The following is a 21,329-nucleotide window of genomic DNA, read 5'->3' as shown; positions in this document are numbered from 1 at the left end:
CGGTCGAATTGTTTTCGAGTATGCAAAAGTGGGGAATACAGCTAACCGATAGCGACAAACGATTTCCTTTCTTCGAGTTTCATCCAACCCAGTCAGAAGCGGTTCGGCTGGCCCGAGAAGCCGCTGCGGTAGACCAACAGAAGGGCATTGTTGCCCGCGTGGTCGTGAAAGACGAACAAGGCGGCCCCGAGCAGACCTACACGTACAGCCTGGGTACGTAGCGAAGTTGACCCCAACGCTGTACCTGTGAACGGCTACGAAGTCTACGCCTTCAGGTAGCTCATTTATTGGCAAAACAGAGAGGCCCGGTAATGAACCGAGCCTCTCTATTTTGAAGCGATTGGTTTTGTGATGAAGCTGCAATGATCAGAAGTTGGGTTTCATCAGGTATCTGTCGTAGAAATCATCGATGACTTTCACGGCTTCGGTGGGGGTGTCCACCAGGCTGATGAGCTTCATGTCTTCCGGGTTGATGTTGTGTTCCTGACCAAGCATCACGTCCATGATCCAGTCGATGAGGCCTTGCCAGTAGGCTTTGCCAACCAGCACAATCGGGAAGCGGGCAATTTTTTTAGTCTGGATCAGCGTGAGGGCTTCGAAAAGCTCATCCAACGTACCCATACCACCCGGCATCACCACAAACCCCTGGGCGTATTTGACGAACATCACCTTCCGAACAAAGAAGAAATCGAAGTTGATGTTTTTATCGGGATCGATGTAAATGTTGCTGTGTTGCTCGAAGGGGAGTTTTATGTTGAGGCCAACCGATTTGCCGCCCTGCTCGAAAGCGCCTTTGTTACCAGCCTCCATGATACCCGGCCCCCCGCCCGTGATCACGCCGTAGCCGTGCCGCACCAGTTTGGCGGCAATCTCTTCGGCCATCGTGTAATACGGGTTATCGGGTTTGGTGCGGGCCGAGCCGAAAATAGACACGCATGGACCAATCTGGGCCAGCTTATCGAAGCCTTCCACAAACTCGGCCATTACTTTAAAAATAACCCACGAATCAGCAGTCTTTACCTCGTTCCAGTTCCGGTCTTTGAAGGCTTCTTTGATGCGCTGTTCATCGGGGGTCAGCAGCAGTTCGTCGCGTTTGGGTAATTCCTTTTCAATCTGGGTCGTACTCTGCGCTTCAGAACGGTGCGTCGTTTCTTTCGAGCCAGGGCCCGTGTTTACTTCCTGCGGGGTAGTGTTGGGTGAAGGGGCATTCAATTGTTCCATAAACTATAGGTATCGTTGTCCGAATCCGGCATTGCCGGAGGAGTATAACGCTGATTTTACGATTTGAGTTTTATTCACTTACCAAATCGATATAGTCAGGTTTCAGAAAACCCAAATGCCACTTAAAAGGGGGCCGGGGCACAGCGGTCATTCGCGTTGCCCGCTGGTGAATCTACCGGTTGATCCGTTCGTAGATACCGGCCGTCTCCGTGGGTTTGTATTGCGCCCCCAACGCCGGTGCCCGCTCGAACAGTTTAGGAACCACCTGCTGCCGGTCGACGATGAAATCGGGCGGATCTTGCCGAAAATGATCGAATACATTGATCACCGCGTCGTAGCTGTCGAGGTTGCGGAGGTCGTACTTGGCCAGGTCCCAGTTGAGGTATGGCGTGGCGGGGCGGTTGTACCGGTAGCCGCTGATATCCTCGTCGATGATCAATAGTTTCTGGTTCTGAATCCGGCCTGGGATTGTTGACGACTTCACGCGCAGGCTGCTGAGCCGCCCTACTTCGACGCCCGGAAGCAACCCAATTGCGCCCTGGTAAAAGACCCCCACCATCAGCAGAAAGACCAGCAGAAAAAGCAGTTCCCGCTGCCACACCCGTCGTACGTTGGCGAAATAGTGCACCGCAAAAAAGGCCATCGGTGGTACAAACGAGAGGAATAGCATCGGGGCCAGAAACGGCATGAGCGGGATGGTCAGCACGGCCGTAATCACCCAGAGCAACATAATCTGCTGGGTACGTTGCTGGAAGTTGACGTACCGGTTAACACTGTTAAATAGACTCAGAAAGCCAAATACGCCCACCGTGAGCGGCACAATAAGGGAGATGACAAGTGTCTTGAAATCACTCAGGTCATACTGCCGAACGCGAAAGACCGACGTGAGCAGGTTGCGGTTAAAATCGTCGAGCGTGTTGTTGAGGTAGTAGTACAGCACCACCAAGAGGATGGGGAACGCAAAGCCAAAGAGCGTAAGCGAATGTTGCCGCAGGGTTGCTCCCGTGAAGAATAGCAGCGAGAACGAGGCCCAGATGATGAACAGGGCCGAGGGCAGGTAAAACAATGCCGCTATGCCCACGTAGACGCCCATCTCAAACACTTCGTCGGTAGCGCCCTGCCGCCCCAATTGCTTCACCAGCGAGCCAAAAGCCAGCAGCAGAAACGTCGTCGACAGCAGCATGGGCGAGAGCGTGGTGCAGTCGAACGAGAGGTTCAGAAACAGGGCGTAGATCAGGCCGGGCCAGAAGGAGCGCTCAGGAAATACCTCGCGCGCGTTCATGACGTAGTTAAAATAAACGATCTGGAATACGGAAAGGGCAGTAGCCAGAAACCAGTAGGCCCCCTGCGATCGCCCCACGGCCAGATCAATGAGCCAATAGACGCCCGCCGAAAACGGGCTGACGCTATCCCAGATGTCGCTGTACAGGGTATAGCCCTGCCGCATCTGTTCGCCAACCAGCATCCAGTTCAGTTCGGGAATGAGCAGGGGGGGAGGCGCAATCAACAACGGGAACCGGATCAGCGAAAGCACCACCAGCAGGCTGATATATTGGTAGGGTGCGAAAGAGCGGAAAAAGCTGAGCAACTTACGAAGGCAGAAATGAGTTGACTTAGCAACGTGTTTTCAATGTAAAGTGGGTGCGTTTTCCGGTCTGTTGCAATCGACAGGTTATCTGTCGACGTGACAACTGAAAACACACAAACTAGAAACCGAAAACTATTGCAGAGCGAAATTACGGATATTTGCCCTATGGAATCGAAACGACAGCAAAAGGTAGCTCGCCAACTACAGAAAGACCTGAGCGAAATTTTTCAGCGCGAGTTGCCGCATGCCTTCAACGGGGCGTTCATCACCGTCACCAACGTGCGGGTCTCGCCCGATCTGGGCATTGCCCGCGTATACCTGAGTTTTCTGGCGGCCAAAAACAAGCAGCTGCTGCTGGAAGCCGTCGAGGAAAAAGGGCGGTCGATCCGGCAGCTGCTGGGCGAACGGGTGCGGCACCAACTGCGTATTGTGCCTGATCTTCAATTTTACATCGATGATACGGCTGAGTACGCCGACAAGATGGACAAGCTTTTCGCCGGCCTGGTTATCCCGCCCGCAACAGACGATGACAAGGAGTAGTCAGTCATGACTATGAACAATGGAGTGTTGACCCGCTCCATTGTTCATGTTGCATCGTCCATTGTACATTCACACGCATGACCCTTCCTTTTTTCATTGCCCGGCGGTATTTTTTTTCGCGGCGCAAGCGGAGTTTTATTAGCTATCTCTCCATTCTGGCCATGCTGGGTGTGGGCGTGGGCACGATGGCGCTCGTTGTCGTGCTATCGGTTTTCAACGGGATGGAGGAACTGAACCGCCAGATTTTTAAGTCGTTCGAGTCAGATTTATCGGTGCTGCCAACGACGGGAAAGCGGTTCACCATGCCGGCGTCGACGATCGTCAAACTACGTCGGGTGCCGGGCGTACAACTACTCACTACCGTGGCCGCCGATAATGCGCTGGCGCGCTATGCCGACGGGCAGACGGTAGTGCGCATCAAGGGCGTCGACAGCACGTACCTGCAACGCCATCAACTTGACTCGATCTTGGTAGAAGGCCGACTGGTGTTGCGGCAGAACGGCTACAACTTTGCCATCATTGCCGAGGGCGTGCGTAACGAACTGACCATCTCACCCGAGGATATCCTGACGCCGCTCGAACTGTTTTATCCGGAGCGTGGCAAACGGCTCTCGTCGCTGTCGCCCGAGTCGTTTCGTCAACAGCAACTGGGCGTGTCGGGCGTATTTTTTATCGAAGCCGCCAACTACAATGACCTTGTTCTGATCCCGCTGGCCGCCGCCCGCGAGTTGTTGGGTTATGGCCCCGATGACTATTCGTCGCTGGAAATGCAACTGACGCCCGATGCCGATGAGCAGGCTGTGAAAGAGGCAATTCAGGAGCAACTGCCTCAAAGCCTGGTGGTTAGTACACGCGACGAGCTGAACCGTGACCTGTTTCGGGCAATCAGCTACGAAAAAATATTTGTCAGTATTACGCTCGCTTTTATCATCCTGATTGCCAGCATCAATACGTTCTTTTCGCTCTCCATGTTGGCGCTTGAAAAGAAACAGGACATCGTCATCATGAGCGCGATGGGCGCGGCACCGTCACTTATCCGGCGCATCTTTCTGACTGAAGGGGCCATCATCTCGCTGACCGGGGCCGTGGTCGGGCTAGCGCTGGGGCTATTGCTCTGTTATTTGCAGGAGACTTACGGGCTGGTTGGCTTCGGAACCCCCTCGTCTATCGTGAGTGCCTATCCCGTACGGGTCCGGTCCGAAGACATCGTGCTGACCGGCGCGGTGGTGATTTTCGTCACCTTTTTGATCTCCTATTTCCCCGCTCAGCGGGCTGCCCAGCAGATTGGAGTTAAGCAAAATTAATTTTTACGGTACGTTACCTCGACCCATTTTATGCGTCTCATGAATCAAATAGCATATTTTCAGTAACTACACGGCCGGATCTGATTAATAATTGAGTAGTTTTTACATTAAAATTTAGTAACAATTTGTGGTAATACTTGGATAGTCTGCTAAGTCTGTAGAACTTTGCATAACCTTTATGAGATACCATTAACTATGAACATTGATCAATTCGTTTTGCTGTCGTCAATGCTAGGTGACGAATTGTACCGGGAGGTTGGTAAACAGACAACTGCTACCATCCCTTCTGTTGAGAAACAATTTCAACTGTTGGCCAACAAGCCAATCGGTGCGTTCATGACCAGCGGGTTACCAACCTTTTGGCCCAGGAAAAAAACCGTATTGCGTTTTTATTAGTGATTCCGCGTCTGCCGTAACCAGTTTAAAGTAAATGCCGTAACAGAAAAAGTGAGTAACCGATACTTGGTACCCGCCATTACTACGCCAATCAAGTATCACGCGTAAACGAATACCCAAACCAATCGTACCGTAACTTGATCATTGGACCCTGCTTTCACCGGCAGGGTCTTTTTTGTTAGGTGATTGTCATTCATTGTCATTGGTGGTCATTACTTGCTTCTTTCAGCGGATGACAAGCAACGACCACCAATGACAGGTACCATCAAAACACCAGATAAGGCGTAAGACGCTCGATTGTGCGGGCGTCGAGGATGCGGACGGCTTTGAGCGATTCGGGCGAGGTGTAGGCGCCGTGTTGGTTGCGGTAGTTGACGATCACCTCGGCCTGCCGGCGTGACAGAAATGGAAACCGATCCAGATCGGCCGCCGAAGCGGTGTTGATCGGCGTTTTGCGTACCGGCGACAGGATGCGGGCATAGGTCGTCAGTTGCGCCAGATTGATGGAGTCGAGGCCGTAGATCTCGGCGTACTGAGCGGTTGAAACGAACCCGCCGTGATCATCGCGGAAGCGTAGAATGCGGGCGGCTATTTTGGAACCGATCCCTTTCAACGCAATCAACTGGGTGCTGTCGGCGGTGTTGATATCGAAGGGCTGCGGCACTGGTTTTGTGTATCGCTCGCGGGTGGGTGCTGCCGTTGCCGTGGGGCTGGGTACGTTACTGGGCGGCGCCCCGGTAGGTACGTTACCTGCCGCTACGTTCGGGCTGGACGGCGTTGCGCTGGGTACGTTGTTAGGCAGTTGGATATAGGCTTCCAGTTGCTCGTAGGCCTCGGGCGGGAAATCGTAGATACGCAGCAGATCTTCCTTCTTGCGGAAGCGCCCGCCTTTGCTACGATACTTGTCGATGCGCTGGGCCAGCCATCGGGGCAGGCCTAATTGCTGCCAACCCGCCACGCTGACTGTATTGGGATCAAACGGAAACGGCTTCACTTCCCGGTAGTGCTCGGCGGTGGTAGCGTCCTCATCCCGGCGGGAGGCGTAGCCCTGTCGGCGCTGCTCGCGGAAACGCTGTTCGTCGGCGGCGCCTTCGGTTCGCATCAGCGCGACCAGGCTATCCAGTTTGCGCTGATCGGCGGCGGTTGTATCGCGACTGGTATCGGGCCAGAACTGCCGGTACAGCAACGTGCCGAGCAGCACGAAGAACGTGATCAGGAGCAGGAGCAAGACGCCCCGGGCTTCGTTATAGCCAATGGCAAAGTAATCGGCAATTTCTTGCAGAATGCGTTTCATGATGCGGTCGTTACGGCGTTGGTGGGTACGTGACGACAAACTAAATGAATTTTGGGCACATCTGTAGGTTTGCCCTTTTCAGCGTTCTAATGCGCTGAACGCCTATCTTTGCGGCCATTATGACGAGCAACCCAGCAGCCGCCCCGGCTACCACGCTACAAGACATCATTGCCCACGCCAAAGAGTATGGGTTTGTATTCCCGTCGTCCGAAATCTACGATGGGCTTCAGGCCGTTTATGACTACGGTCAGAACGGCGTCGAACTGAAAAATAACCTCAAAACGGTCTGGTGGAAGGCCATGACCCAGCTGCACGACGAAGTAGTGGGCATCGATGCGGCCATCTTCATGCACCCGCTCACCTGGAAGGCGTCGGGCCACGTGGATTCGTTCAACGACCCGATGATCGACAACCGCGACTCGAAGAAACGCTACCGGGCCGACCAGCTTCTCGAAGCCAAAGCCGAAGAGTACGCCAATGCGGGCGACGAAGCCCGCAGCAAAGCCCTGCTCGAAGAAATGGGTCGCTTGCTGGGTGCCGAAGACCTCGACGGCGTTCGGAACCTCATTATCGCCGAAGGCATCAAATGCCCGATCTCAGGCACGCAAAACTGGACCGAGGTACGTCAGTTCAACCTGATGTTCTCGACGCAGGTGGGTTCGGTGGCCGAAGACGCGAGCACGATCTACCTCCGCCCTGAAACGGCGCAGGGGATTTTCGTCAACTTTCTGAATGTACAGAAAACGGGCCGGATGCGCGTTCCGTTCGGAATTGCCCAGATCGGGAAAGCGTTTCGTAACGAGATCGTGGCGCGGCAGTTCACCTTCCGAATGCGCGAGTTTGAGCAAATGGAGATGCAATATTTTGTGCGCCCCGGCACCGAAATGGAGTGGTACAACAGCTGGAAAGAAACCCGGATGCGGTTCCATCAGGCGATTGGCCTGCCCGCCGACAGCCTGAAATTCCACGACCACGAAAAGCTGGCCCACTATGCCAACGCGGCCGTCGACATCGAGTACAAATTCCCGTTTGGCTTCCGCGAAATCGAGGGTATTCACTCGCGTACCGATTTCGACTTGAAAGCCCACCAGGAACTGAGCAAAAAGAAACAGCAGTACTTCGACAACGACGTTGACCCTGCCACGGGCAAACCCTACGGCAACTACATCCCGTACGTGGTGGAAACGTCAGTAGGGGCTGACCGGCTTTTCCTGGCAACCTTCTGCAACGCGTTTACGAAAGAGACCGTCGGCGAAGGTGAGCAGCAGAAAGAACGGACGTACCTGAAGCTGCACCCGGCTCTGGCACCGGTGAAAGCCGCCGTGTTCCCGCTCGTGCGGAAGGATGGCCTGCCCGAGAAAGCCGAGCAGATTGTGAAATCGCTGAAATCGGAGTTCCGGGTGATTATGGAAGAGCGCGACGCCATTGGCAAACGCTACACCCGCCAGGATCTGATCGGGACGCCGTTCTGCATCGCCGTCGATTACCAGACACTCGAAGACGACACCGTGACTATCCGGTACCGCGACACTACCGAGCAGATTCGGGTGCCGGTGAGCGAACTGAAAGCCCGCATCGGCCACGAGGTATCGGTGGAGCGGATTTTAGAAAAACTGTAAACAGGGATAAGGCTCATTATCCAACGTGGCTGACCAATGCGCCAGCCACGTTGGATAATGAGCCTTGGACAGCGAAAAGTATCATGTTCCAACGTGACCCAAGCCGGACGTACCCGGTCGAGACCGAATCGCGAATGATTATTCGGTTTCAGGACTGCGACCCGTTGCAGCACCTCAACAACGCCAAGTATTTCGATTACTACTTCAACGCCCGTGAAGATCAGGTGGCGAAGCTCTACGGCTTTGCCCCGGCGCAGCTGTTTCACGAATACAAATCGAGCTGGGTCGTCTATCAGCATCAGATCGCCTACGTGCGGCCGGCCTACGTCAGCGAGTGGGTGCGGATTATGTCGCGGGTAATTTTCTTCGACGAAGACACCACCGTGACCGAATACTACATGACCGACGACCGCAAGGCGCAGTTGAAGAATGTGCTCTGGGTAACCTCGAAATACATCAGCGTCGAAACGGGTAAGCGCATCCCGCACCACCCCGCCGTGATGGACCTGCTCGACGCCACCAAAATGCCCGACGTCGATATTCAGGAGCTTACCTTCAATGATCGGGTGAAGGAGATCAAGAAGAGCTTACAGCATAACATCTAAGTAGCAGTAAACGATAAGGTCCACTGTGGCTGGCGCAAGCTTATTTATGCGCCAGCCACAGTGGACCTTATCGTTTACTAGCAAAGAAACGGTTACCCTTTGAAACTCCCCACCATGCTGTTGCGGAGGGTTTTGGCTGACCAGTAACCGCTGGCGATGATGCGGCGAACACTTTGCAGCGGGTATTGCTCGTCGCGCTTTTTCTCCGACAACTGGAACGAGGCCAGATACCCCAGCTTTTGCAGCTCGGCGGCGGCTTCGTGGTTCCAGAGGCCAAAGGGGTAGACGAAATACTTCACGGGTTTGCCCGTAATGTCTTCCAGCTTTTTCTTGGGCTCCACGGCCTGCGTCGTCCAGTCGGCGGCGGTGTATTTCTTGGCGTTGTGGTGATCCCAGGTGTGGCAGCTTACTTCGTGCCCTTTGTCGGCCAAGTCTTTGATCTGCGTTTTGTCCATGTACGGCTGCTTGCCCCGGCGGCCAATGGCCACCGTCATGATCCCAAACATCGCCTTGAAGCCGTGCTTATTCAGAATCGGCAGGGCATTCTCATACTGATCGAGGTCGCCGTCGTCGAACGTCAGAAAGACGGGTTTCTCGGGCAGGGCCGCGCCGGTGGTCAGGTACGCGTAGAGCTGATCGGCAGTAATGGCGTGGTACCCGCTGTCGGCCAGCATTTGCATGTGCTGGGCAAATACGGTGGTGGGGCAGATGTAATCCTTGGCACTCTTCGAGTCGGACCCGCGCCACTCCCGAATCTGGTGGTAGCACAGAATCGGCACCTGCTTCCGGCTCAGAATCGTGGCGGCATCGGCTATCTTACCGGCTGGAATATTGGCCGCATCGGTCGCTGGGGCAGCGGTAGCTTCATCCGTTTTCGCGTCTGCCTTGGCGGCGGCATCGCCTTCTGCCGTTACGGTCGTGGTGGTGGGGGCTGAGGCCGTCTTGTCGTCCTCGACATTCTTGCTTTTTACGTTGCAACCTAAAGCAAACGTCGCCAGCAACAGGGCGGTCAATACAGGTTTGTACATGGAACGGTTAATGTGCGTTTCCGTAAATATATGGGATATGTAGAGACGCAAGGGATTGCGTCTTGCCCGCGTCAGCAATTTGTACCAACGGTCGACGTTCCCAACTCCCGCCCGTAGGTACGTCGTTACCGACCGAATTTCAGCGTCGTTCCGATCCGTACCCCCGTTCCCAGGTACGTTCCACCCTGAAAACGACCCACTACTTCCACCCGGAAGAAGGGGAACACGGCCGGGATAATGCCGTCGATTCCGTAGCCGACTTCGGTGTAATTCTGGCTGGCGGGCGTGGCTAAATAATTGACAAACAAGTTTTCTTTCAGGCCGAGCAGCCGAAGCGGCGTTAGCTGGGTTAGCAGTAATTGCCTGAACTCACCCAGCACGTGTGCTTCGGCAAAGCGGCTGCGGGTGCTAAACTGGTAGTAGGGGAGGAACCGGAACGAACTGACCGGATCGCCGATCTGGAAGAAAAACTCGTTGCCCTGAAAATGCTTGAAGTCGGGGAAGAAGACCGAGCGGTTGGTCAGGAAACCACCCGCCGAGAGCTGGTAGGCCAATCGGCTGCGGATGCCCGTATCGAACGAATGGCGCCAGGTAGCCTGGGCAAAGTCGTAATCGACATCGGAGCCGGCCCACTCGCTGATCCCCTTGCGGTAGTTGAGCGTCAGGGTGGGGGCATCGTCGTTGCGAAGCCGTACCCGTTGCCCGTTACGGATGCGGTAACGTACCTGACCCAGTCGAAGGGTCGTAAACAGATTCAACGTCAAGGCTTTATGGTCAACAAAGCCCGCGCTGGGTACCTCGCTCGTGGCGGGGCGATTGGGGGTATAGCGGAACTGATTCCAATCGATAAACGGCTTGATCGATTCGCGGAAGTTGGTCAGTTCGGTCCGGTTTGCCCATTCAACGCTGCCCCCCACGGTCAGCCGGCCGTCGAGGGGTTGGGTCGACAAATCGATCCGCGCAAAATCTTTCTGGTACAACTTCATAAAATTCTGCTCGAAGAAGACCGTCGTGATCGTGTTGATGATCGGGCTGATGGGATTGTCGGGGTTAAGCTGCGCCACAAACCGGCCACCCGACAGCCCCACGGTCGTGCGTTTTTGCTGATACGTGGCGGTGCCATAACCCACAAACTGATCGCGGCCGGTCTGGTAACGCCCCACGCCGCCCAGCGAAAACTGACTCTGCCGAAGACTGTCGAGCCGTTGATTGTACCGGAGCGAAGCGGTGATGGGCCAGCCTTCCACCGTGTTGAAATAGGCACTCTCGAGGTTAATGGGGCTGGTCCAGGTAAGGGTAGCCTTGCGCGAGAGCTTGTAGTTGGTGTCGAAAAAGAGCAGATTCAGCGGGTTCTTGCCCCGGCTGTTGGTTTTAACCTTTTTCACGCTGTCGGTGCGGGCCTGTACCGTTCGCACCACCACCAGGCTATCGGCTTTCTTGTAGCTGACCTGCTCGGCCTGCGTGAGCGGCACCGACCGTAGTGAATCCCAGAAAGCCATGCTGCGTTTGCGGGCCAGCGAATCGATCACCGTGGAGTCGTCGCGCACGACGGCCACGTTCGGGTCTTGCTTTTTGCGGTTCTTAAACTCTTCTTTTTCGTACTGCTTGACGAGCTGCTTCAGGTTTTTGGTCGAAAACTCCTTTTGCTTCGCCACCTGATCGGCAAACGTCCCGCTTTTCACATCGCCTTTGGTGAGCGTGCGCGGTGGGGCGTTGAACCGCTCGTCCACCACTTTAATGTCTTCCACAAACGCGGGGTTAATCACGAACGAGCGGAACGTCTGGCTGCGCACATACTGCCCGTTGGCTTCGGCCCCCATAAACGAACCATTGAACGAAAATTGCTGACTGACGGGCATCCAGACATTCTGGATCGGGCTGCAAACCGCCTTGAGCCGGATGTTGAAGCCCTCGTCGGTGCGGGTTTCAACGTCCAGGCTGTGCACCGCCCAGGTATCTTCGATGATGTACAACGTACCCCGAACCACGCCGTCGCCCCATTGGCGGGGAATCACGCTGATCTTCGAGACGTCGGCACCCTGCTCGCGGAACGTACCCCCATATTCGAATTTGTAGTACGAAAACGCATTGGGCGCCAGGGGCGAGGCCGCTCCCAGCAATTTGGGTTTATACAGGTTGGCTTCGTAATAATTGCTCGGCACGACCTGATCGAACTGGGAGTTGCGGTTGGCCACGATTTTCTGCCGTACGGTGTTGGGTGAGGTAAAGTTGACCTCAGCCACCGTTTCGTTCAGCATCGGCCGCCCCACCTTGAAATTGGCTTCCTTCTCGGCTTTTTTGAGTTGCTCCCGGTACAGAAACGTCATCGGGAGCTTCGTTACCGTCACCGACGAGCGCGTATAGACCCGCGCCGCGTAGCTTTTTACCTGTAGCTGGTGAAAACGCGCTTTGGCAATAGCCCGGCGCATAATACTGACGGCGGGATCTTCGGTGTTTTTGCCGATCTTAACGTCTTGTAAATTAATGGCTTGTTGCGCCATCGTCACGTTCAGTTCCAGAAACTCATTCCCGATCGTGACCGGGCGCACTTCCGACTTAAACCCCAGAAACTGAAAAACGATCTCGTACTGGCCTGGCTTCAGGGCCAGTTCGTAGCGGCCTTCTTCGTTGGCGATGGTGCCGGTGGTAGTGCCCTTGGCCGAGATCGTGGCAAACGACATCGCCTCGCCCGAACCGGCTTTAACGACGCCCCGAATACCCTGCGCCAACGCTGAACAGGTAACAAAAAGAAAGAGCAGGCAAAACGTAAACTGTTTCATGATGGGAAAGCCAGGTTGCACGTACGCTAAATAACGAATGGTTAATGCTCTGTAGATGCCCGTTTGACCAAATTAGTTGTCTCTGAATCAAACGACCGTCAGAATTGTACTATCAGCACAACCAACCCACCTATGCACTCAAGTGATACAAGTAAACCGAAACGGGCGGCGGGCGACAAAGCCGCGGCACGTGGTCCGAAGCAGCGGCTTGTCGATCAGCACCGGGGTAACAGCGAACTGGTTGAGCAGGAAGAGCAACGCAAAGACCTCGGGTTTGGTACCCGCATTAACGAGTCGGTATCGCGGCTGATCAACAAAGACGGCACCTTCAACGTCAACCGGCGCAACGAAGGCTTCTGGAATCGCATCAACATCTACCACCGACTAATCACCATCCCGTGGATTAAGTTTCTGGGGCTCGTGCTGACGTTCTACCTGTCGTCGAATGTGGTGTTTGCCACGCTCTATAGCCTGCTGGGCTACGAAAACCTGTCGGGTATCGAGAATGTAACGCCCGATACGCCGATTGGGCGCTTTATGGGCGCTTTCTTCTTTAGCTCGCAAACGCTCACCACCGTCGGTTATGGCCACATCAGCCCCGTCGGTTACTGGACGAGCGGCCTCGCGGCCATCGAGTCGATGTTTGGGCTGCTGCTGTTTGCGCTGGCGACGGGGTTGCTCTATGGCCGTTTTTCGCGCCCGGTGGCTCATATCCGCTTTTCCCGAAACGCCGTTTTTGCGCCGTATCTCGACATTAATGGCTGGATGTTCCGCATCATCAACGAGCGCGGCAACCAGCTGATCGACGTGCAGGTGGAGGTGTCGCTGTCGCGCCTCGAAACCAAAGCTGATGGCAGTAGCTACCGCCGCTATTATGGCCTGAAACTGGAACGGACTAAGGTCAACTTCTTTCCGGCCAACTGGACGCTGGTGCACCCCATCACCGACGACAGCCCGCTCTACAATTGCACGGCCGAACAACTCGCCGACTCTGACGCGGAGTTTCTAATTTTGCTGCGCGGCGTCGAAGACACCTTCAACCAGACCGTGCACTGCCGTTACTCGTACCGCTACAATGAAGTGCGGTGGGGCGAAAAATTCAAGCCCATGTTTAGCGGCAGCATGGACGGCGAAGGCACCGTAACCGTCGACTTGAACCAACTTGACGAAACCGAACCCGTCTCGTTGAATTAACGGCACAGTGATGAATGTATAATGAACAATGTATAATGGATGATGGACAATGCTCCTAACCCATTATACATTGTTCATTATACATTCATCACGGCCCCTTACTTACCTACATGCTGATTCCCCCTTTTCTACAGCCGGGCGATACCGTGATGATTGTGGCGCCGGCTAGTCCGTTTCCGTATACCGACTTACAGGATGCCTTTCGGGTGATGCGCCAGGACTGGCAACTGACCATTCGGGAGGGAACGTACCTGACGGCCCAATCCGGGGCGTTTGCCGGTACCGATGCCCAGCGCCTTGCCGACCTGCAACAGGCGATCAACGACCCGGCGGTGCGGGCCATTTTTGCGGCGCGCGGAGGTTACGGTTCCTACCGCCTGGTTGAACAACTCGATCTGACGCCCCTGCTGGCGCAGCCCAAATGGCTGGTTGGCTTCAGCGACATTACGGTGTTGCTGGCCCATGCCCAACAGCAGGGCGTCGCCAGTCTGCACGCCATCATGCCCCGTCAGTTCCGCCTTAGTGGCACTGCCGATGACATCGAAACGCTACGGCAATGGCTGTTTGGCGAGGTAACCCCGCTCAGGCGGGGCGGGCTCAATCCCTACATGGCTGAGGCGCATCCGCTGAACCGGCCGGGCGTGGGTTCAGGTACGTTGGCGGGTGGCAACCTGTCGATGCTGGTACATACGCTGGGTACGTCGTCGGAGGTGGACTGGGCGGGAAAGATCCTGTTCATCGAAGACATTGACGAAACCCTGTTCAGCATCGATCGGATGATGACCCAACTGCGTCGGGCGAGTAAGCTCGAGCAACTGGCGGGCCTGCTCGTGGGCAACTTCGCCGACATACGCGACAACCAGACGAACCAAATGGGCAAAACCGCCGCCGAACTCATCGCCGAGGCGGTATCAGCCTATACGTACCCCGTCGCCTACGAGTGGCCTGTTGGTCACGAAGGGCGCAATCTGGCCCTGCCAGTTGGCCTGCCAGGTACGTTGACGGTAAGCGAGAACGGCAGTGAATTGGTTTTCGCGTAGAGCCGCAATCCCTGGCGACTCGCGGCAGGTGTCAGCACTAATGAATAGCTGGAAATGGATCGACCCGATGGTAAAGCATGGTCACCTTGCCTATTAGCCTACCTGGTGGTAAGTAATCGACTTGCCTCGGAAGCATCGACCGCGATGATTCGGCCGCTCTGATCGAGAAGGATAGTTTGGGGAATGCCGAACAGGGCAAACTGCTTGGCAACGGGGCTTTCCCAGCCTTTTAAGTCGGAGAGCTGCGTCCATTGCAGCCCATCCTGCCTGATCGCTTTCAGCCAAGCCGACTTGTCAGTATCCAGTGAGACACTAATGAGCTGTAACCGCCCCGGATCGACTTGTCTGTAAAGCCTGACCAAATCAGGGTTGTGTTTACGACAGGGACCGCACCAAGACGCCCAGAAATAAAGCAGCGTGAAAGGCTTACTTGTCGTGTTGACGGTCTGTAGCTGACCCGTATGATCAGGTAGCGTCAGATTCCCAACGGTCTTCCCCAACGTTGTGGCTTCGTTGCGCGCAATCGATTTTCGGATAGACTCGCCTTCCTCCGATTGCTGAAGCGCGGGCGAAAGGGAAGCCAGCAATTCTTTCGTTACATCGGGCGCGATGTAGTCGGCGTTCATACGCAGGAAGAACGCGGCATAAGCTGAATTCGGGTGCTTGCTGACATACTCGTAAATGAAGTCAGCTTTAAGCTGATTGCGTTTCTCTTTTGTTAAGTCAAGTTTGTTGTAGTAGTTCAACGCGTTCATATTCGCCAAGTAATCAACTGATTCCGAGGGGCCTGATACGGATAGAGGCTGTAGCAATCTGAAGCGTTCGCTGTAACTGACTACGTTGAACGTGGCTCGTATCGTGTCGTTGGTGAGCCATACGCCCAGCCCGGCCCTAACCTTATCCGTCCCGATCAAGGCTACCGTCGGGCGCGGCACGTTCCCTGAAAAGGTAAACCGCCCCTGGTTGATAGCTACCGTATCTACCTGTCTGCTGTCGAGGCGAGTTAACACCGCTTTTTTTAAGGAATCGGCGCCTTCTAGTTGGCCGATCAGAACGAATCCTTTTTCTGTAACCTGACTGATGGCCTGGGTGCTCAGGAGCAGGAGGGCCAGGGCGAAGCGCACAGTTGTCGACATAGTAACTGATTTATTCTTAGCGTGTGACAAACGTATCAGTGAAGATCGCGCTCCGAGGTTTATTTCCCTACACTTCGTCGATGATCGACGTACCTGAGGAGCCGTCGCCGGTGGTCCACTGCCAGGTTTCGTGGAGGCGAAGTTTGCCGTTGGGCAGCACTTCGGGCACCGAGCGGCAATGCCCCGCCATCAGTTGGCCGTCGGTATTGATATGGTGGTAATTGAACGTCAGGTTGCCGTCGGCATCGACCAGGCCCATCAGATGCCCCTGCGCCACGCGGCCCCCTTCGTAAATGGCGATGATCACGTTCGATTCCTGCTGGTAATAAAACAGCGTCTCAGTCGTCACTTCCCCGTTATCGGTGTTGCTCACCGCCCGGAAGGTTCGGTTGTTGTAGTTCATTGGTTATCGGTATAAACCAGCAATGCCATCACCGTTGGGCGATGGCATTGCTGGCAAGCTTGTTGAACCAAAATTAGGCCGTAACTGACTGTTTCTGGCGCAGGCTAAACCAGGCGGCAGCCGCTACGAGCGCGATCAGAATCAGGTTCATCACCAGGTCCAGTGTATTGCCGAGCGTAACGATGGGCGGGTCGAACCGGAATTCGATGGTGTGTTTGCCTGCTGGAACGCGCAGGCCCCGCAGCACGTAATCAGCCCGGAAGTGGGGCGTTTCTTTGCCGTCTATATAGGCTTTCCAGTCGTCGTTACCCCGATAAAAAATCTCTGAGAACACCGCTACCTGCTCGGTCGGGCTGTCGCTCTGGTACGTCATCTTATCCGGGTTGTACGCTGTCAGTTGAATGGTTCCAGCGGGTGACAGCGTCGAGATTCCTTTTACCTGATCCGCGTAACGCTGATCGACAACGGCGGTGGTGCGGGCATCCAGTGTTTTCAAGGCCGCTATCTCCTCATCGGCGTTGGCAACGGTTTTCACCGTCTGCACAAACCAGGCGTTGCCCAGCGCGTTGGGGTTTTGCTGCGCGATGGGTTGCCCAACCGGCCGACCAGTGCTATCAAGCTGCGGCGCGATGATGTACTTCGCGTTGAGCATGTTCAGGATGTTGTCGCTGTTGTTCTGGAACGCGTAGCTAATCAACTCCTGATACCGTTGCAGCTTGGCCGCGCTGTAGCCCCCAATCGACTTGTGGAAGTACGACGCCCGGTTGTCGTTCATGAAATTGCCTGAGTTGTCGAACACCCGGTAGCTGAGCGACTTGTCCTGCAAAATCTGTGCGTCGGCGGGGGTCTCTTCAAACGCCGAATCGACCGTTGAACGGGGAATGAAGCTCTTGTCATTGATGAACCGGCGTCCCAGGCTATACACGTCGACCGTATTCAGTACAAACAGCAGCGGCAGCAGTAGACCCGCTTTCAGTTTGCCCGTGAGGTAGAACCAGATTAGCCCGGCGGCCAGCGTGATGTAGAAAAAAGCCCGGAAGGCATCGACCCGCAGCAGGCTCGCCCGGTCGTTTTGCAAAGCCCGCAGAATGTCGCCCCCTTCAGCGCCAAACATTGCCGCATCGTTCGGTCCCCGGAAATCGAGCAGGCTGCCACCCAGCAGGGCCAGCAGTAGGGCCAGCCCGCCCGTCAGCCCAAAGGCAATCAGGAACGGCCGCTGAATCGCCTTGAACGTCGGCTTCTCGGTCAGTAAGGTGTACAGCGCCAGCGCTGCCCCGCCACCCAAGAAAATCGGGGTCATCGTCAGCGTCATGGTGACGGCCCGGAACTTGTTAAAGTAAGGCAGGTAGGCAAACAGCAAGCCGTTGAACCACAGCATGTTTTTGCCCATTGCCAGCAATAAGGTCAGCAGCAGTCCACCCAGCATAAACCAGCGCAGCGTGGAGCGGCTAATGAGCAAGCCCAGCACGAAGAGGAACACCAGAATGGCGCCCGCGTAAGCCGGCCCGTTGGTTTCGCCCCAATACGTCGGGATTTGCCCGATGATCTCGTCGGCCGCCAGTCCTCGGTCAGACAGTACTTTGTAGGTTTCCGATTTGTTGTCCAGCTCGCCAGCACCCGCCAGACCGCCGTAAAGGTTCGGCACCAGCATGGTGAGGGCCTCCCCAACGCCGTAGCTGTACTGAAAAGCGTACTCTTCGTCGAGGCCATCGGCGGGTTTAGCTGCGGTGGCGGCCTGACCGGGCGCGGTTGTCGCCGTCGTTTTGGCCGTCAGCTCCGACTTGCCGCGTATGGTTTCTTTTGAGTATTGATTCAGCAGCAGCAGCCGCTTGCTGTACGACGCCATCCCGATACCCGTTGTCAGCCCGAAAATGGCCAGCCCGATTACCAGCCGACGTACCTGACCGGCCCGTACCAGCCGGATGCCTTCGATCAACACATACAGGCCAATGCAAAGAAACAGGTAGTAGGTGATCTGCACGTGGTTGGCGCTGATGTTGAGGCAGGTGAACAGGGCCGTCAGCGCCGCCCCCGACCAGTATTGTCCCCGCAGGCACAGCATCAGCCCTGCCAGCATGCCGGGGGCGTAGCCCAGCGCCAGAATCTTGGAGATGTGACCCGCCTCAACGGTGATCAGGTTCCAGGAGGCGAGGCCATAGGCGGCAGCGCCCATGGCGGCCATCCAGCCCCGCGCCGTGCCTGAGAGGCGGGGTACGTCGCTCTCGTCGGAGCGCCTGGGTGGGCTTAGCAGCAGCACCAGCAGCACATACAGGCCGAGCATCTGCATGAACACCACGTCGATGGGGCGGGGAAAAAGCCGCAGCACCGCCGCCGCCGCCAAACCTACATAGGTGTTGGGGTAATCATGGGCAATCAGGTAGCCGGGCATGCCGCTGAACAGGGCATTGGTCCAGTTGGGAAACTGGCCGGTTTCCTGTTTGTATTTACGAAGTTCGATGGTGGCGGCATTGCCCTGCCGCACGTCCTGTAACTGAAGTTCTTTGCCTTGCCAGGCGGGAAAAAAATAGAGGGAGGTCAGCAGGAAGAGCCCGAAAATGAAAAGCAGGTGAGGCCGCAGCCGCTGGAAAAGGGATTGTTGTTCCATACAAAGCAAAAGTACAGGTCAAAGTCCAAGGTCCAATGTACAAGGCAGGAATCGACCTTGTACATTGGACCTTGACTAGTAAACGATACCGATCAGCTTACACCAGTCCGTACTGCTTCAGCACGGCTTCGGGGGGGCCGTCCCACTGGTTGGGGGTGTTACCCATGTAGCCGAGGTCGGCGATGCCCATTTTGCTGGTGTAGAAACCGCTGATGGTGAAATTGCGCATCAGGTTGAAGAACGCCACCCCCTGCGACATCTCGGGCTTAGCCTGCTCCGGGTACGCGATCTGATCGACCATTTCGATCTGCTGGGTACGTGTCGTGTCGGCAAAGGCCTTGCCGTAGCGTTTCCGGCATTGGTTGTCGAGCCAGGCCAGCCCGCCGCGAAACGGCGTCTGGTAGTTGGGTACGTCTTTCACCATAAACTCGATGAATGCCGGTACGCCCGCCTGCGACGCACTGCCCGACTTGGCATCCGCCGGCAGAATAATGTCCGACAGCAGCGTGAGCGTTTTCATTTCGGCAGGCGTAAAGAACGTCTCCGCGTGGAGTTTGGCATCCCGCGCCACTTCGAAAGGCTGTCGCCCCGGCCCGGCTTTCACGGGTACTTTCTTGTCGGGTGGTGCCGGTACGGCCGCCTCAACGGGCCCCACGGCCAAGCCAAAGCCAGTTAGCGACAGGGCTTTCAGGGTGTCTCTGCGCTTCATATGTTTTTCTTTTTAACTTGATCAATCAGGTATTCGCTGGTGCGCATCGAACTGGCCAGAATCGTCCAGGTAACGTTTTTGTCGCCTTGCGACACAAAGGGGGCGGCATCGACCACAAACAGGTTTTTGCACTCGTGCGCCTGCTGGTAGCCATTCAGGGCCGACTTTTTGGGGTCGCTGCCCATCCGCACCGTGCCCACTTCGTGGATGATCTTACCCGGTGCTTCCAGCCCGTAGCCGTGGTTGGTGTTGGGGCCGGGTTTTTCGCCCAGGGGAATCCCACCGATCGAGTGAATAATCTCCTCGAAGGTATCCTGCATGTGCTTGGCCTGCTTCACCTCGGCGTCCGACCATTTATAGTGGAACCGCAGCGTCGGGATGCCGTACTTATCGACCTTGTTCGGGTCGATTTCGCAGTAGTTGCTTTCCAGCGGCACCGGCTCGCCGCGCCCGGCCATGTAGACGTAAGCGCCATAGAACCGGCGGGCATCTTCCTTCAGGCGTGACCCGTAGCCCCCGGCGGGCCGTTTCTGGCCATCGGCGTAGGGGTACTTGCCATTCATGCCTTCCATACCGAAGCCAAAACCGAACGAAGGCATACCCATGCCACCGCCGTATTCGATGTGGTAGCCGCGGGGGAAATCCAGTTTCTTGTTGTCGAGCCACCAGGGGGTAAACACGTGCATACCGCCCACGCCGTCTTCGTTGTAACGTACCCGGTCCATCAGCGCCGGTACGAACGCCCCGCGTGAGGCCCCCGTTGAGTCATTGATGTATTTGCCGATCACGCCGCTGCCATTGGCCAGCCCATTGGGGTAGCGCGACGACTTGGAATTGAGCAGGATCCGGGCCGATTCGCAGGCTGATGCGCCCAGCATGACGGCTTTCGCCCGCACCGTATGTTCCTGCATGGTGCCCGTGTGTACGTAGCTCACGCCCGTAGCGAGGCCCGTTTTAGGGTCCGTCATTACCTCGCGGCACATTGCCCCGTTGATGAGTGTAACGTTGCCCGTTTTCACCGCCGGAATACACAGTACCGACGACGACGAGAAGTCGGCGTAGGCTTGGCAGGCGCGGTTGCATTGATTGCAATAGAAGCACTGGCCGCGCTCGTTGTTGATGGCTTTGGTCAGAATCGACAGGCGCGACGGAATGACGGGGATGCCCAGGTTTTTGGCCCCTTTCTGCAACAACAGCTCGTGCAGGCGGGGTTTCGGCGGGGGCAGAAAGTGACCATCGGGTTCGTTGCGAATGCCTTCTTTCGAGCCAAACACGCCGATGAGTTTATCGACCCGGTCGTAGAACGGTGACAGATCATCGTAGGTAATCGGCCAGTCGTCGCCGATGCCCGTAAGCGACCGCCGCCGGAAATCATCCGGGCCGAAGCGCATGGAAATACGGCCCCAGTGGTTAGTGCGTCCGCCGAGCATCCGCGACCGGAACCAGTGAAACTCGGTACCGTCTTTGGCCGAGTACGGTTCGCCGTCGATCTGCCAGCCACCCCAGGCCGCATCAAAATCGCCGAAGGCCCGGGTAGTACCTGCACCGCGCCGGGGCGATTCGTAGGGCCATTTCAGTTGGGTAATGTATTTCGGGTCGGCGGGATCGAAATAGCCGCCTGCTTCGAGCAGCACGACTTTCGCGCCGGCTTTCGCCAGCATGTAAGCCGCCATCCCCCCGCCCGCACCGGACCCTACGATGGCTACATCGTAAACCGTCGGGTTGTCTTTAATCTGAAACGTATTCATGCCGTTTGACTGGTTTGTAGGTACTACCTATGAAAGGCGAAAAAGAAGAGGTTTACCCCCATGTATGTTCGGAAGGTAAGTGAGTCCCCGCGTTCAGGCAACGGAAGGGGCTCACTTTA

General features: G+C 56.0%; 17 protein-coding genes. 7 read left to right on the top strand and 10 right to left on the bottom strand.

Going from position 1 to position 21,329, the window contains the following annotated elements; genetic code table 11:
- Window positions 1–20: 20 nt before the first annotated feature.
- The gene (locus FAES_RS18010) at window positions 21–221 is read left to right on the top strand and encodes a hypothetical protein (RefSeq protein WP_148289394.1); all 201 of its coding nucleotides are present in this window, start codon (window positions 21–23) and stop codon (window positions 219–221) included.
- A gap of 145 nt (window positions 222–366) precedes the next feature.
- Here FAES_RS18010 and FAES_RS18005 read toward each other — a convergent pair whose 3' ends face one another.
- Together FAES_RS18005 and FAES_RS18000 are read right to left on the bottom strand one after the other, a co-directional pair.
- On the bottom strand, window positions 367–1,221 hold the full coding sequence (locus tag FAES_RS18005; protein WP_015332661.1) for an LOG family protein: 855 nt from the start codon (window positions 1,219–1,221) through the stop codon (window positions 367–369).
- A gap of 172 nt (window positions 1,222–1,393) precedes the next feature.
- A complete protein-coding gene (locus tag FAES_RS18000; protein ID WP_015332660.1) occupies window positions 1,394–2,809 on the bottom strand; it encodes a hypothetical protein in 1,416 nt (471 codons plus the stop codon).
- A 165-nt stretch (window positions 2,810–2,974) separates the two neighbouring features.
- Here FAES_RS18000 and rbfA point away from each other — a divergent pair, with 165 nt between their 5' ends.
- Window positions 2,975–3,349, top strand: a complete 375-nt coding sequence (gene rbfA, locus FAES_RS17995) for a 30S ribosome-binding factor RbfA (RefSeq protein WP_015332659.1) — start codon at window positions 2,975–2,977, stop codon at window positions 3,347–3,349.
- Between the two features lie 77 nt (window positions 3,350–3,426).
- Window positions 3,427–4,653 (top strand): ABC transporter permease, encoded by a 1,227-nt coding sequence (locus FAES_RS17990; protein ID WP_015332658.1) that lies wholly within the window; start codon window positions 3,427–3,429, stop codon window positions 4,651–4,653.
- A gap of 661 nt (window positions 4,654–5,314) precedes the next feature.
- Here FAES_RS17990 and FAES_RS17980 read toward each other — a convergent pair.
- Window positions 5,315–6,343: a ComEA family DNA-binding protein gene (locus FAES_RS17980; protein ID WP_015332657.1), complete on the bottom strand. Its 1,029-nt coding sequence runs from the start codon at window positions 6,341–6,343 to the stop codon at window positions 5,315–5,317.
- Window positions 6,344–6,462: 119 nt separating this feature from the next.
- Here FAES_RS17980 and FAES_RS17975 point away from each other — a divergent pair, with 119 nt between their 5' ends.
- Both FAES_RS17975 and FAES_RS17970 read left to right on the top strand, forming a co-directional pair.
- The gene (locus FAES_RS17975; protein ID WP_015332656.1) at window positions 6,463–7,962 is read left to right on the top strand and encodes a glycine--tRNA ligase; all 1,500 of its coding nucleotides are present in this window, start codon (window positions 6,463–6,465) and stop codon (window positions 7,960–7,962) included.
- 83 nt (window positions 7,963–8,045) lie between these two features.
- Window positions 8,046–8,567, top strand: a complete 522-nt coding sequence (locus FAES_RS17970; protein ID WP_015332655.1) for an acyl-CoA thioesterase — start codon at window positions 8,046–8,048, stop codon at window positions 8,565–8,567.
- A gap of 92 nt (window positions 8,568–8,659) precedes the next feature.
- Here FAES_RS17970 and FAES_RS17965 read toward each other — a convergent pair whose 3' ends face one another.
- Entirely contained in the window at window positions 8,660–9,595 is a 936-nt protein-coding gene (locus FAES_RS17965) for a polysaccharide deacetylase family protein (protein WP_015332654.1), read from the bottom strand.
- Window positions 9,596–9,720: 125 nt separating this feature from the next.
- The gene (locus FAES_RS17960) at window positions 9,721–12,375 is read right to left on the bottom strand and encodes a DUF5686 and carboxypeptidase regulatory-like domain-containing protein (protein WP_015332653.1); all 2,655 of its coding nucleotides are present in this window, start codon (window positions 12,373–12,375) and stop codon (window positions 9,721–9,723) included.
- A 132-nt stretch (window positions 12,376–12,507) separates the two neighbouring features.
- Here FAES_RS17960 and FAES_RS17955 point away from each other — a divergent pair, with 132 nt between their 5' ends.
- Together FAES_RS17955 and FAES_RS17950 are read left to right on the top strand one after the other, a co-directional pair.
- Window positions 12,508–13,569: an ion channel gene (locus FAES_RS17955; protein ID WP_015332652.1), complete on the top strand. Its 1,062-nt coding sequence runs from the start codon at window positions 12,508–12,510 to the stop codon at window positions 13,567–13,569.
- Between the two features lie 110 nt (window positions 13,570–13,679).
- Window positions 13,680–14,609 (top strand): S66 peptidase family protein, encoded by a 930-nt coding sequence (locus FAES_RS17950; RefSeq protein ID WP_015332651.1) that lies wholly within the window; start codon window positions 13,680–13,682, stop codon window positions 14,607–14,609.
- A gap of 98 nt (window positions 14,610–14,707) precedes the next feature.
- Here the strand turns inward: FAES_RS17950 and FAES_RS17945 are convergent, their stop codons facing one another.
- The 5 genes from FAES_RS17945 to FAES_RS17925 all read right to left on the bottom strand — a co-directional run bounded on the left by FAES_RS17945 (window position 14,708) and on the right by FAES_RS17925 (window position 21,210).
- On the bottom strand, window positions 14,708–15,745 hold the full coding sequence (locus FAES_RS17945) for a TlpA disulfide reductase family protein (RefSeq protein ID WP_015332650.1): 1,038 nt from the start codon (window positions 15,743–15,745) through the stop codon (window positions 14,708–14,710).
- A gap of 67 nt (window positions 15,746–15,812) precedes the next feature.
- Window positions 15,813–16,148: an avidin-fold protein gene (locus tag FAES_RS17940; protein WP_015332649.1), complete on the bottom strand. Its 336-nt coding sequence runs from the start codon at window positions 16,146–16,148 to the stop codon at window positions 15,813–15,815.
- Between the two features lie 73 nt (window positions 16,149–16,221).
- Window positions 16,222–18,753 (bottom strand): YfhO family protein, encoded by a 2,532-nt coding sequence (locus FAES_RS17935; RefSeq protein ID WP_015332648.1) that lies wholly within the window; start codon window positions 18,751–18,753, stop codon window positions 16,222–16,224.
- A gap of 97 nt (window positions 18,754–18,850) precedes the next feature.
- Window positions 18,851–19,462 carry a gluconate 2-dehydrogenase subunit 3 family protein gene (locus FAES_RS17930; RefSeq protein ID WP_015332647.1) on the bottom strand — a complete coding sequence of 204 codons (612 nt, stop codon included), beginning with the start codon at window positions 19,460–19,462 and terminating at the stop codon, window positions 18,851–18,853.
- On the bottom strand, window positions 19,459–21,210 hold the full coding sequence (locus FAES_RS17925) for a GMC oxidoreductase (protein WP_015332646.1): 1,752 nt from the start codon (window positions 21,208–21,210) through the stop codon (window positions 19,459–19,461). Before FAES_RS17925 ends, FAES_RS17930 begins: the two co-directional genes overlap by 4 nt.
- Window positions 21,211–21,329: the final 119 nt, after the last annotated feature.

The organism is Fibrella aestuarina BUZ 2 (assembly GCF_000331105.1).
Classification (GTDB): domain Bacteria; phylum Bacteroidota; class Bacteroidia; order Cytophagales; family Spirosomataceae; genus Fibrella; species Fibrella aestuarina.
Note: the sequence above shows the minus strand (reverse complement) of the source record. Positions and strands in the feature narration are given on the sequence as shown.